Genomic DNA, 11,563 nt, shown 5'->3' on the forward strand with positions numbered 1-11,563 from the left:
CGCATTTATTAGACAGATGTTTCAGAGAAAGTCGATTTAATAGCTATATGATCGGAGAAATACATATTGTCTCTCCAGACTTAATCCCTAATAGTAGAAGAGATGATTTTATAGATAATGAAGCTAAAACCATATTTTATAATGAGATAGAAAAAGCAATTGGTCTCCCTGTATCTAGAGAAATAAGACTAAGATCAAAATCTCAAAATGCCTTAAATATCAATACTGGTTCTCTCGAGGCCCCTCAAAAATTAACAACGCAAGATGAGAATAATAAGTTGAAGGGATTGAGTGTTGTAGGTTGCAATAACCGAATGCCATCCGAAGAGGTAATTCGAGGAATAATAAAAAATTGTTCCAATTGCAATACATTTATTAAAATAGTTAATGATTCATCAAGTTGCACGTAATGTTAGCTTACTCTGAATCTATCTTCCAATAATATTATTTATGGAATGAAAAATATCGTATTTGTAAACTGGGAATTAATATTTACTATAGTTTGTTTATTTCTTTTAATACTCTATGAGTGTTTGCTTCAATTTTTGTTAATTCGAACTTGCATTTATCAATTACCGTCTCGTCTAATTCGCAAATATTTTCCATTAATGAACCTTCAACGATCCATTTTCTAAAATGATGGAGTTTTTTATAAATTGTATTATTATGACCTTGTTTGTCTGCCTTTTCGTAACTTTCTTCAAAACGACATTCCCCTGATAGAAATTTATTTACTATAGCTGGTTTTGCCGTTAATATCACGGGTAATTTATCTCGTAAATCTGCGGCGGTCGGAATCTCTTTGGTTTTTATTTTTTTAACTACGACTTTGTCGAGATCTGGAAATTTATCTCGTGCTTTTTTGACGGAGTTATTTCTAAGGTATTCGAAGTAATAGCTCCAGCGGTCCGTTCTCTTTTCATTTTTGCTAAGCATTAAAGAATATACATTGATATAGAAATTAACATGCTTCACCGTTAGTCCCATGTCATTCGCAATTTGCTGAACCGTAACATTGTGTTGCTTGTGGCGTCGATATAAATACCCAGCCTGTTCATAGGGAGCCCAATCTTTTTTCCCTTTTATGTGGTCAGCTAATATTGCAAAAGCAACGTCATCGCCTACATCATTTGATAATATTTTACATTTTACTTTTGCCCACTTAATGTCTTTTTGTTCGAGTATCTTGTACGCAGCAAGGCGGCTATTCCCCTCGAGTACCATATTATTGCGAACAATAAGTGGCTCTCTGAGGCCACCATTGGTTTTTATTGATTGTAGTAATTCATTTACATGTTCCATGTTTTTTAATTTATCAAATATTTCTTCTTGAGATGGTTCGGAACCATCATCGTATATTAGTGAATAAATACGGGGATTTTCTGGGTAAAAATTAAGATCGCGGACTTGAAGATAGCCAATTTGTACTGGAATTTCCTTTCCGAGCAAGGTGATTGAATCATTGTTGAATTCACTCATTTACGTTTCCTTTGGATGGAATTTTAAGAATATCTTTAAGCATGGTTCCAAAGTCATATGACATTCGGCTTCTATAATATTCAAGAGTGATGTCGCCTTGAGCAAGCTTGGCTGCTAATTCTTTCGAAGTCAGCAATGCGTCAATCCATTCGTCGATTGAATCTTGCATAACAATATTATGCACAAAACATGTATGTTGCTGAGAAATACGATGGATTCTATCCTGCGCTTGGATGTAATCATCCAAGCTAAAACCACGATCATAAAAAATCACATGATTCGCAACTGTAAGAGTTAACCCTTCCTTTGCGGCTCCCGGCGTAGCTATTAGTATGCGAGTTTTGGGATCATTCTTAAATGCAGCTACACTATGGCTCCGTTCATACATATTCATTTTGCCATAGATTTTACATGTTCCGAATTCAACTAAATCTCGACTTAACCAATCAACATTTTCTGTAAAGGAAGTCCAAACAATACATTTCTCCTTGTTGTCTGTAATTCGGTGTATTAAGTCATGCAAATAAATCAGTTTGCCTGGTTCGGAACAATATGACTCATCAACTAGTCGCGGATTGGAGGTAATCTGCACTAGTCGAAGAAGACGCTTTAAGATGCCTTCGGAAATGTCATCAAATGCCAATCCTTCTTTTATTATCGTAGTTCTCATTTCATCACGTACTTGAGAATACATTTCATACTGAATGGGTTCCCAAATTGATTCGACCCTTTCGAACACTTTTTCCGGCAAGGAAATTACACCACTTGATTTTGTTTCGCGCACTGTGAAGTGGCTAATATTATTCATTATTTCTAGCAAACCATTTTCAAGACTAGTTCTTAGTTCGGTCGATTCAGCAAGATTATTGGATAAATCGTGACTGTGACGGAAATGTTGATAATTGTTGCCAAGGCTTCTTCCTTGGTCGAGGAACCATATTTGTGCCCAAATATCGTAAGGACGATTTGCCACGGGTGTGCCAGTCATAATTACACGTCTTTTAAAAAAGGGAGCCAAATTGAAAAATGCCTGCGTTAAACTTGAATCTGGATTCTTAATTTTTACTGATTCATCAAGAATCGCTCCCACATCTCTTGACTTAAGGAATAATATCATTCGCTCAAATTCCGATTTTACAACTTCGTAATTTGTGAGTACAATTCTGAAGTCGCCATTAAATACGAAATGATTCTGGTGCTTGTCTTGAGAAAGAATTCCAGGACGCAGTTGACAATGCTGTTTGAGTTCTTCGTGCCAGTTGTGTAATAAAGATTTCTTTACTACAATCATTACGGTATCGATTATTTGTGATTCAAGCCAATATAACAGCAAATCGATGGCAATTTTTGTTTTTCCTAATCCCTGTTCGTGAAATATGGCACTATATTCTAATTTCTGAATCGCTCGAACAGCTTCTAGTTGATAGTCGAACCCATGCATTTTGGGAATTAAATTCGGTTTCCTTTTTAGATATGGCTTCATTACTTATCCCATAAATCAGAAAACTGTTCAGGCAAATATTCTAATACGATAACGTCGATACTTTTTATATTATTATTTCGCATGATGGCCTTCAATAATCCCTTAACACAATTTACCATAGTCCATGGGACAGCCAATAGTAGAGCCGATGAAGCAAAGCATGAGCAATGTTTCAAATAGGAGATATACTGATTTTTTGAGTGTCTTGATTCAACATCCATTAACGTTTTTGCTTCACCAATAATGATTCGCTCCCCAAATCTCGCTTTTGCATAAACATCAGGTATAAAACCATCAATGCGAGGAGGTTGGTTTCCTAAATTTAAATTGGAAATATCACAGTGAATAAAATATTCTAGGCCTCCATCATTCCCCTGTTGAAGCCATTTAATTAGTTCTTTTACGTAAAACGTATGTGTTGATGAAACAGACAATTATTCATTCCTAGTTTCGATATCTGAGCATAATTGATCGATCTCATCCTTTAGTGAAAAAATATTTTGGGTTTTCTCGCTATCGGCATTTGTGCTCATTTCACGGACAGAGGCATGACTAATATTTCTTAAGCGATTTATAAGTTCTTTAACTAGTGAATCCATCGGAATACTTGAAAAGTTCTCACCAACTTCATTTACCACCAATTCTTTTAGGGCTTCTCTTGCCCCTACACTGAAAAATTTTGTCTTACTATTTGGATTGCGAAGGATACGAGGCAAATCGCGAACTGTTGCCAATGGATCAATTAGACGATCATTTACCCAGCCGGCGAAATTCTCCTTCGTGTAACCACCTTCACTAAGTGCAGTTAAAATTGGCCCTTTTTGAAGTTCAACAAAAGCACTGAAGCGAGTTTGATCAAACTCGGATTCATCACTTAAAATTGGTCTATAATAAGTCTCTATATCATTATAAGCCTGGATTAAAGACAGTACTTCTTGCCTTTTTCCACCACAGAAATCAATAATTTGATTAATTGTTAAATGATCACTATTTCTAAGTTCATTGAGATATTTTGCCTTTGAATATGGATCCCATGCTCTAGGACCTACTAGGTGTGCTTGAAGCCTGATGGCGTCTTGACTTGCTAATTCTAGATTGTCATATACTAAAGATGGAATAACATTCCAATCGCCGATTACCTTTTGTTTCTTAAATTCACGGTAGATTGCCGCCCTAGTATTTCCCTCGATTACAACAAATATTCCATCTGGTCTACAGTTGACGATAATTGGATTAATTATTCCGCCGTTTGTACGTATTGACTCTTTTAAGCTTTGAAATGTTGTCCCCCCTTCTGAACTAGTGGGGCTTCCAGCGCCAAGTGCAAGATTTATCTGGTCTGCAGTAGGGTTAGTGCCATACTTTTCAATCAATCTGGCAATTCTCGGATTGGCAACATCAAGTAGGAGTTTATCAACTTCAAGTAGTTTTAACGTTGGCATAAAATACCACCTTAGTCCTTTAATTGTTGAGATCGTACTAAATCCGCGTTCCGTCCGCTAACGTGATCTTCTTTATCGCTTCTGGGTGAACGGCAAGAAATGTCCCCAGGATCTTTTGCAACAGCAAACACGAAATCCCATGGTCCTCGCCGGGGTCCAGCAAATACGCAAGATATGAACTGATATTAGGTTCGTTGATGGATCCGTCGTAGGAAGAGAGAATCTTGAAGATATTCATGATTTCTCGATTGGCATCCCGCATGTATGCGCCTTTATATATGACCTGTTTTTATTGAGACAAAATAGTTTCGTCTGTCAACATATTTTCACGGTATGGCAGTCAAATAGCAGGTACGCGGGAATCCCTGGCATGAAATTAACCGGCATTTGATTGACAATTGGCCCCATCCGGGTACAATTTGAACATTGTTCTGACCGCGATACCACCGATCAGGAAAAAGATAACGATATGAAAACGGAAAATATACCGGAAGCAGTCGAGGAACTGAAAACCGCCCTTGTCGGTAAATTCGGCAACGGAATCACGCTAATCCTCTTCGGCTCCGCTGCCAGGGGAACATGCGGCAGCGATTCGGATGTCGATATTCTGGTTCTCATTCCCGGAATGGTTGGTATTCGCCTGGAGGAGGAAGTGATCGAAACCGCGTATGAAATAGAGCTCCGTCATGACGTGGTGTTCGGGATCATCGTGTATCCCGAGAATTCTGGGATTCCGGACTCTCCTCCGTCATGCCGCTTCATGTGAACATCGACCGCGAAGGCGTTCCGGTGTGAACGACAAGACCGACCTCATACGATATCGAAGGGCGAAGGCGCGGGAAACATTGCGCGATGCGCGGGTATTATTCGAAAACGAAAGCTACTCATCCGCGGTCAACAGAATATACTATGCTCTCTTTTATTTCCTGTGGCACACGTCTCAACGCCGATGCGCATGGATCAACACGCCTCCCCCATGAGGCCGATACGTCTGCACTATACATGAATCGCACCCCGCCTGGCCCACCTCGGCCGCCCGAACCTGAACAATTCCAGGAATTCAATCAGACAACAGTTTCACCTGGTTATAGTGTATTTTTATTGACAATCGTATTTCATGATGACATTGACATATAGTAATAATAAAGCACGAGAGGAGAGACCGATGGAAAGGCTTTCGATCGTACTGCTCAGTATCTTCATGGCGGGATGTGCGAGTTTCCATGGTGTGTTGACGGAGAAGGGAGCGCCCGATCAGCTCAGCATAGAATATTGTCAGGATAGTTTCAGCATTGGGTTGCACTACGAGGACGACTTCTATGACTTTCGCTATCCCTCGGGAGCCGTTTTCCATGAGGCCGACCTCTCAGGCATTGGTTTCGTGGACAGCTGGAGCAGGGGGAACGACCGCTTCGAGTTCTATTCAATGATAAACCTGTCGCGCAGCATATTCATGAGCGGGCAAACCGCGACCGCCACGCCTTCCGACCGTATCCCGGTGGCCGAAATGTATTTAAAGCTCATAAAGAATTACCCCATGCTGCAGATGAAGATCCCCTTCTTCGATCCGCTCAGGAACAGGGACGACCTGAAGCTGGTCCTTTCCGCGGCCGGGATTCCGCTCGCGATCAACGCGGAAGACATCGCCTTCCCCGACGGCGAGATAATCGGGCGGAGCGTATTTCTTCTCTACGCCGATTCGGTAATCAGGGTGATAATCGGCCACAATTTCAGTTATTCGAAGCTGGATTTCGTCGTCACCCCGGCCGACTTGCTCAATAAAGCCGCACTGCGGGACAAGGTGAAGGCCGGATGGCTGGCTCTGTGGCAGGCGAATTACGAAGACGAAATCGCCAAGGGGTATATTACGCAGGAAGAACGCGACACCAGGATCGCCCAAAGCGTCGATGCGCTTTCGAACGGATATTTTGAACGATGGGCCGAACATTTTAAAAATCCCGTGACCGAGGCCATGCCCGAATGGGTCGCGAATCGCTACCCGAATCATATGGAGACGTTCGGGCCCGCGCGTCCCAACGCGGGCGCGCTGGTGATCGCAAAGATGGCGGAGGCGGGTTTCATGGGCGTCACCGTGGGGGATTTCCTGGATGGGTACGTCGCGGACAGCATGTTTGCCGGCGAGGTCGAAGCCGCGTACAAGGCGGCGTCAAACCAGGCTACCGAACGCTATAACCAGCACATGGCGGAGATGGGCGCGGTGCTTAACGTCATGCAGACGATGTCGATGCAGAATCCGTATTACAGGGCGACCGCGCCGGGCGCCGTGACGACCGGCGGAGCCAGAACGGGCGGAGGTCAGGCATATTATTACGACGCGAAGATCACCGATGAAGGAAAATCGAGCCCCATAGGCCCCTTCCACACGGCCGGCGAGTGTGGAAAAAATCTCAACGAGAACAAGGGGACAATGGATTTTCGCGTCTCCCGGCCTTGTTACGCGAAGTAGCGGGAAGAATTACATTCCGGTCAAACATACACTGCCTCGATGCTGATGCGCGCCTTGAGAAAGCTATTCATGAGCGGACTCAAAGGAATTACGTCGACAGGGTGACGCAGGTCCTGCTCGAGTTCTTCCTTGATATGGACAAGCGCGAAAAGATCGGGATCGTTCATCTCGATGACTACATCTATATCGCTGTCTTCACGCGCCTCTCCCCGGGCGAAGGAGCCAAAAAGCCCCAGTCGTGAAACGCCGTAGCGTTTCGCGAGGCCGGGTTTCAGCTGTCCCAGCTCGGACAGGATCGTTTCGCGTGTCAGGAGTTTTTCATTCATACGTTCACCTTGAATAACTTACTTGACCCGATCGCCGAAAATATCAACCACATTTTGATCCCTCCATCCCCTCCTCTCCCACTCTTACACGTTCCCTAACCCGGTTTCCGATACAAAACAAAAGCGCGCCGTCCCCGGCGCGCCCCTGTACTGATTCTGATACGCGAATATAAGAATAGCCTACAGCTTCTTCATCAAATCTTCGCTCACTTCCTTCACACCCGGCTTGCCGTCGAGTATGATAACCTTCACGCCCTTCTTCGAGGCGACGTCCTTGAAATAGTTCACCGCGGCGACCGTGCCGGTCTTGGCGTCGTAGTAGATGTCGTGGCGCTTGCCTATGGCCACCTCGTCCTGGTCGTCCGAACGGGCGGATAGCGCCCCGCCGCACACGCGGCATACGAACCCGCCGTCCTTCGCGGTCGGCTTGATCGCGTCAATAAAGACGTTGTTCGGGTGGTTGTTGTCGTTCGCGCACAGGCGGCGGCCCATGATGCGGTTCTTCGCGATGTCGCGGGGAAGGTCGATCTCGATCACGAAATCGAGCTTCATGCCGGCCTTCTGGAGCGCCTCATCCAGCGCCTTCGCCTGCTCGATGCTGCGGGGGAACCCGTCAAGGAGCCAGCCGTTCTTGCAATCGGGCTCCTGGAGGCGGCTCACGATCATGGGGATGGTGATGCCGTCGGGAACGAGCTCGCCCTTGTCGATGAACGCCTTCGCCTTCATGCCTATCTCGGTGCCCTTCTTGATGTTCTCCCTGAAGATGACGCCCGATTCCACGTGGTTGATGCTGTATTTCTTCTGTACGACCGCGCCCTGGGTGCCCTTGCCGCTGCCGTTGGGCCCGAAAATGAGTATGTTCATAGAAAACGCTCCTTAATAGTAGATTGATGACGATTTCCGCACACCTGCTCCGTCTAGCCTTATCCATGCATAAAGGATGAGACCTGTTTGTAAAGAAATTTTATCCCCCGCCGGCTGGGGCGATTTTTCACTTGCGCGGGCGTTTCCCGAGTCTATTCTTGCGCATCGAGGTGACGATATGGCGGCGGAAACGGGGAAAAACGGGCTCGAGCTGGGCAGGCGCCCGTGGGGAATCTACGAGGTCCTGGCCGACGAGGACGACCACAAGGTGAAGCGGATCACGGTGTTCCCGGGGAAGCGCCTCTCCCTCCAGCGCCACCGGCGCAGGGCCGAGCACTGGCTGTGCGTGCACGGCACGGGCGCGGTGACCCTGGACGAGCGCATAGTGGAATTCACCCCCGGCGGGGCGGTGGACATAGGGAAGGGCGTCCTTCACAGGGTCGAGAACAGGGGGACCGATAATCTCTATTTCATCGAGATACAGTCCGGCGACTATTTCGGCGAGGACGATATCGAGCGCGTCGAAGACGACTTCGGCCGGGTCTGATATAGTATTGCCTCACCCGGATGCCCATGTAAGGACCGATACGACCGGCGGCGCATGCGCCGTTCCGAAAAACGCTTGCCTTCCGGAAGGCGGCGTCGCATAACACGATGGGCCGGGGCGCTTCCCGGCGTGTGCGCTTCGAACCTCCGGGTAACCGCGAATGAACGCCAATAAACGCGAATTATTAATGGGTACGGGGCGTGCCCGTGAGATTGATAGATAAGTAGTCACATGAATTTTTTGTAACCTGTCGGGGGCGAATCGGTCACATGCCAATCATGGACCGGCGTCGTCGGCACGGCGGGGTTTGCATATGCTGAAGCGGTTCGCATTATCGGGGGGGCGCCTCGAGGAGGCCGACGACGAGGGAAAGGTCATCGTCGTCGTCAATCCGGACGAAAGCGAGAAAAAGTACCTCATCGCCGAGTACCAGGTGGACGAGCACACCCTGAACTCGGCGCTCGACCCGGATGAGCTCGCGCGTATCGAGTTCGAGCCCCGGCACATGGCCTTCATCTTCAAGCGGCCCAAAAATTATTCGTCGGAGGACAATTTTCTTTTCAAGGTGATGTCCACGGGGATGTTCCTCTATAAGGATGTGCTCATCATCGTCATGGCCGACGAGATGTTCATGTTTCAGGACAAGATATTCATGGGGTCGAAAACCATCCAGGACGTCTTTCTCCGGATCATCTATCGCAGTATCTACCATTTCCTGGACCACCTCAAGGCGATCAACATGATCTCGGACAGCCTGGAGCAGAAGGTGAACACCTCGATGGAAAACCGGTATTTATTGAACATGTTCACCCTTCAGAAGGGGCTCGTGTATTACCAGAACGCGGTGAACATAAACGGCTACGTGATCGACAAGCTCAAGGCGAACGCGAAGAAGATCGGGTTCACCACCGACAACCAGGAATTCCTGGAGGACATCATTATCGAGAACAGCCAGTGCTACAAGCAGGCGGAGATCTACTCGAACATTCTCGCCAGCCTCATGGACGCGCGGGCGTCCATCGTAAGCAACAACCTGAACGTGCTCATGAAGACGCTCAACATCATCACCATCGCCATCATGGTGCCCACCTTCGTGGTGAGCGCGTTTTCCATGAACGTGGACATCCCCCTGCAGGGACATCCGTTCGCCTTCTGGATAGTGATGGGTCTCGCGATGGTCATGCTCATGGTATTCATACTGTTCTGGAAGTACAAGAAGTGGTGGTGACCCCGCGCTTCGCGAAGCAGATAGTCGTTCCATGATTCGGAGATTTATCAAGGAGGAACACGGCTGCACATGATCAGTGTTAACGGCGTAACAAAATACTACGGGAGCTTTTGCGCGGTGAACGACATCTCGTTCTCCATCCGCAAGGGCGAGATCACGGGCCTCCTGGGCCCCAACGGCGCGGGGAAGACGACGACCCTCCGCATGCTCACCTGCTACCTGAAACCCACGTCCGGCAGGATCGCCCTGGGCGATTACCTGGTGGACGAGAACCCCCGCGCGGTGAAGCGCATGATCGGGTACTTGCCCGAATCGGCGCCGCTGTACGCGGACATGCTCGTGTACGACTACCTCGAGTACGTGAGAAGAATCCACAAGATCGAGGATCCCGCGCGCGTCAGCGAGATCGCCCGGACGTGCGGCATCACCGAGGTGATGCACAAGAACATCTCCGAGCTTTCCAAGGGCTACCGCCAGCGCGTGGGGCTCGCGCACGCGATGATCCACGACCCCGAGATACTGGTCCTGGACGAGCCCACGAGCGGGCTGGACCCCAACCAGATCATCGAGATCCGCACGCTCATCCGCGAGATCGGGAAGAAGAAGACCGTGATCCTCTCCACGCACATCCTCTCCGAGGTGGAGGCCACCTGCGACCGCGTGATCATCATCGACCGCGGCAGCATCGTCGCCGATTCGCGCATGGCCGACATCACGTCATCCCACAACAAGAAGGCGCGCATACTCGTCCGCGTGAAGGGCGCCGCGTACGACGAGCTCTCGTCGGCGCTGGGGGCGCTCCCCGGCGCGGGCGCCGTTAACCGCGCGGAAGACCCCGACGGGCTCACGGCCGCGATCGTGACATCCTCGTCATCGGACGACATCCGGCCCGCGGCCTTCGCCGCGGTGCGCGACAGGGGCTGGACGCTCTACGAGCTCTCGCGCGAGCACGAAACCCTCGAGCATGTCTTCCGGCAGCTCACCAAAGGAGGCCTGCAATGAACATCCGGGAAATTCTGCACGAGGCGGGAATAATCGCCCGCAAGGAGATACAGGGATATCTGACCACCCCCGTGGGCTACATCGTCATCACGGTGTTCCTCATCGTCACCGGGTGGTTCTTCTTCTCCACCTTCTTCCTCTACGGGCAGGCGGAGCTGCGCGGCTTCTTCGAGCTCCTGCCGCTCATCCTCGCCTTCGTGGTGCCCGCGGTAACGATGCGGCTCTTCGCGGAGGAAAAGCACTCGGGTTCCTTCGAGACGCTCATGACCCTGCCCATTTCGCTTGAGGGCGTCATACTCGGCAAAATACTGGCGGGGACGGGCTTCGCGCTCATCATGGTCGCGCCCACGCTGCTGTACGCGGCCTCGGCGATCATCGTGGGCTCGCCCGACGCCGGTCCCATCGTGGGCGGCTACTTCGGGACGGCGCTCCTCGCGCTCGCCTTCTCGTCAATCGGCGTCTTCGCGTCCTCGCTCACGAAGAACCAGATCGTGGCATTCATGATAGGGCTCGCGATGTGCCTGTTCGTATCGCTCATCGACAAGTTCCTGTTCTTCGTGCCCGGCGCCGTCGTGGGCTTCTTCGAATACCTGGGGGCCGATTATCATTTCGGCAACATATCGCGCGGCATCATCGATTCGCGCGACATTCTCTACTTTCTCTCGGTCGCGGCGCTCGCATTCATCGCGACGTCAAAAAAGCTTGAGGACAGGAGCTGACACGCA

The 11,563-nt window shown here is 48.7% G+C and carries 15 protein-coding genes; 8 read left to right on the forward strand and 7 right to left on the reverse strand.

Going from position 1 to position 11,563, the window contains the following annotated elements:
- The first annotated feature begins 47 nt into the window (after positions 1-47).
- Positions 48-410 (forward strand): hypothetical protein, encoded by a 363-nt coding sequence (locus tag EPN93_03920; protein ID TAL38631.1) that lies wholly within the window; start codon positions 48-50, stop codon positions 408-410.
- 85 nt (positions 411-495) lie between these two features.
- Here the strand turns inward: EPN93_03920 and EPN93_03925 are convergent, their stop codons facing one another.
- The 5 genes from EPN93_03925 to EPN93_03945 are packed head-to-tail and all read right to left on the reverse strand — an operon-like array spanning position 496 to position 4,642.
- Complete coding sequence (locus EPN93_03925; protein TAL38632.1) at positions 496-1,479, reverse strand: hypothetical protein; 984 nt, start codon at positions 1,477-1,479, stop codon at positions 496-498.
- The gene (locus tag EPN93_03930; protein TAL38633.1) at positions 1,472-2,962 is read right to left on the reverse strand and encodes a DEAD/DEAH box helicase; all 1,491 of its coding nucleotides are present in this window, start codon (positions 2,960-2,962) and stop codon (positions 1,472-1,474) included. Before EPN93_03930 ends, EPN93_03925 begins: the two co-directional genes overlap by 8 nt.
- The gene (locus EPN93_03935; protein ID TAL38634.1) at positions 2,962-3,396 is read right to left on the reverse strand and encodes a hypothetical protein; all 435 of its coding nucleotides are present in this window, start codon (positions 3,394-3,396) and stop codon (positions 2,962-2,964) included. Before EPN93_03935 ends, EPN93_03930 begins: the two co-directional genes overlap by 1 nt.
- Positions 3,397-4,404, reverse strand: a complete 1,008-nt coding sequence (locus tag EPN93_03940) for a hypothetical protein (GenBank protein ID TAL38635.1) — start codon at positions 4,402-4,404, stop codon at positions 3,397-3,399.
- A 37-nt stretch (positions 4,405-4,441) separates the two neighbouring features.
- On the reverse strand, positions 4,442-4,642 hold the full coding sequence (locus tag EPN93_03945; GenBank protein ID TAL38636.1) for a hypothetical protein: 201 nt from the start codon (positions 4,640-4,642) through the stop codon (positions 4,442-4,444).
- A 231-nt stretch (positions 4,643-4,873) separates the two neighbouring features.
- Between EPN93_03945 and EPN93_03950 the strand changes: the two genes are divergently transcribed.
- The 3 genes from EPN93_03950 (at position 4,874) to EPN93_03960 (ending at position 6,871) form a co-directional block, all read left to right on the forward strand.
- Positions 4,874-5,170 carry a nucleotidyltransferase domain-containing protein gene (locus EPN93_03950; GenBank protein TAL38637.1) on the forward strand — a complete coding sequence of 99 codons (297 nt, stop codon included), beginning with the start codon at positions 4,874-4,876 and terminating at the stop codon, positions 5,168-5,170.
- A gap of 25 nt (positions 5,171-5,195) precedes the next feature.
- A complete protein-coding gene (locus EPN93_03955; protein ID TAL38638.1) occupies positions 5,196-5,384 on the forward strand; it encodes a HEPN domain-containing protein in 189 nt (62 codons plus the stop codon).
- 185 nt (positions 5,385-5,569) lie between these two features.
- Positions 5,570-6,871, forward strand: coding sequence for a hypothetical protein (locus EPN93_03960; protein ID TAL38639.1), 1,302 nt, complete (start codon positions 5,570-5,572; stop codon positions 6,869-6,871).
- Between the two features lie 20 nt (positions 6,872-6,891).
- Here EPN93_03960 and EPN93_03965 read toward each other — a convergent pair whose 3' ends face one another.
- Together EPN93_03965 and EPN93_03970 are read right to left on the reverse strand one after the other, a co-directional pair.
- Positions 6,892-7,197 (reverse strand): nucleotidyltransferase, encoded by a 306-nt coding sequence (locus EPN93_03965; GenBank protein ID TAL38640.1) that lies wholly within the window; start codon positions 7,195-7,197, stop codon positions 6,892-6,894.
- Between the two features lie 180 nt (positions 7,198-7,377).
- Positions 7,378-8,061: an adenylate kinase gene (locus EPN93_03970; GenBank protein TAL38641.1), complete on the reverse strand. Its 684-nt coding sequence runs from the start codon at positions 8,059-8,061 to the stop codon at positions 7,378-7,380.
- 178 nt (positions 8,062-8,239) lie between these two features.
- On the opposite strand from EPN93_03970, the gene EPN93_03975 reads away from it, so the two are divergent.
- From EPN93_03975 to EPN93_03990, 4 genes are all read left to right on the forward strand, one after another.
- A complete protein-coding gene (locus tag EPN93_03975; GenBank protein TAL38642.1) occupies positions 8,240-8,608 on the forward strand; it encodes a cupin domain-containing protein in 369 nt (122 codons plus the stop codon).
- A 313-nt stretch (positions 8,609-8,921) separates the two neighbouring features.
- Complete coding sequence (locus EPN93_03980; protein ID TAL38643.1) at positions 8,922-9,836, forward strand: magnesium transporter CorA family protein; 915 nt, start codon at positions 8,922-8,924, stop codon at positions 9,834-9,836.
- 69 nt (positions 9,837-9,905) lie between these two features.
- Positions 9,906-10,838 (forward strand): ATP-binding cassette domain-containing protein, encoded by a 933-nt coding sequence (locus tag EPN93_03985; GenBank protein ID TAL38644.1) that lies wholly within the window; start codon positions 9,906-9,908, stop codon positions 10,836-10,838.
- Positions 10,835-11,557 (forward strand): ABC transporter, encoded by a 723-nt coding sequence (locus tag EPN93_03990; protein ID TAL38645.1) that lies wholly within the window; start codon positions 10,835-10,837, stop codon positions 11,555-11,557. The genes EPN93_03985 and EPN93_03990 overlap by 4 nt, the downstream gene beginning before the upstream one ends.
- The last annotated feature ends 6 nt before the right edge of the window (positions 11,558-11,563 follow it).

It is taken from the genome of Spirochaetota bacterium, assembly GCA_004297825.1.
GTDB lineage: Bacteria > Spirochaetota > UBA4802 > UBA4802 > UBA5368 > FW300-bin19.

Bases quoted from the DNA above. Each gene is read 5' to 3' on its own strand.
- EPN93_03920 (TAL38631.1), top strand. From the start codon at position 48: ATGATCGGAGAAATACATATTGTCTCTCCAGACTTAATCCCTAATAGT.
- EPN93_03925 (TAL38632.1), bottom strand. From the start codon at position 1,479: ATGAGTGAATTCAACAATGATTCAATCACCTTGCTCGGAAAGGAAATT.
- EPN93_03930 (TAL38633.1), bottom strand. From the start codon at position 2,962: ATGAAGCCATATCTAAAAAGGAAACCGAATTTAATTCCCAAAATGCAT.
- EPN93_03940 (TAL38635.1), bottom strand. From the start codon at position 4,404: ATGCCAACGTTAAAACTACTTGAAGTTGATAAACTCCTACTTGATGTT.
- EPN93_03945 (TAL38636.1), bottom strand. From the start codon at position 4,642: ATGAATATCTTCAAGATTCTCTCTTCCTACGACGGATCCATCAACGAA.
- EPN93_03950 (TAL38637.1), top strand. From the start codon at position 4,874: ATGAAAACGGAAAATATACCGGAAGCAGTCGAGGAACTGAAAACCGCC.
- EPN93_03960 (TAL38639.1), top strand. From the start codon at position 5,570: ATGGAAAGGCTTTCGATCGTACTGCTCAGTATCTTCATGGCGGGATGT.
- EPN93_03965 (TAL38640.1), bottom strand. From the start codon at position 7,197: ATGAATGAAAAACTCCTGACACGCGAAACGATCCTGTCCGAGCTGGGA.
- EPN93_03970 (TAL38641.1), bottom strand. From the start codon at position 8,061: ATGAACATACTCATTTTCGGGCCCAACGGCAGCGGCAAGGGCACCCAG.
- EPN93_03975 (TAL38642.1), top strand. From the start codon at position 8,240: ATGGCGGCGGAAACGGGGAAAAACGGGCTCGAGCTGGGCAGGCGCCCG.
- EPN93_03980 (TAL38643.1), top strand. From the start codon at position 8,922: ATGCTGAAGCGGTTCGCATTATCGGGGGGGCGCCTCGAGGAGGCCGAC.
- EPN93_03985 (TAL38644.1), top strand. From the start codon at position 9,906: ATGATCAGTGTTAACGGCGTAACAAAATACTACGGGAGCTTTTGCGCG.
- EPN93_03990 (TAL38645.1), top strand. From the start codon at position 10,835: ATGAACATCCGGGAAATTCTGCACGAGGCGGGAATAATCGCCCGCAAG.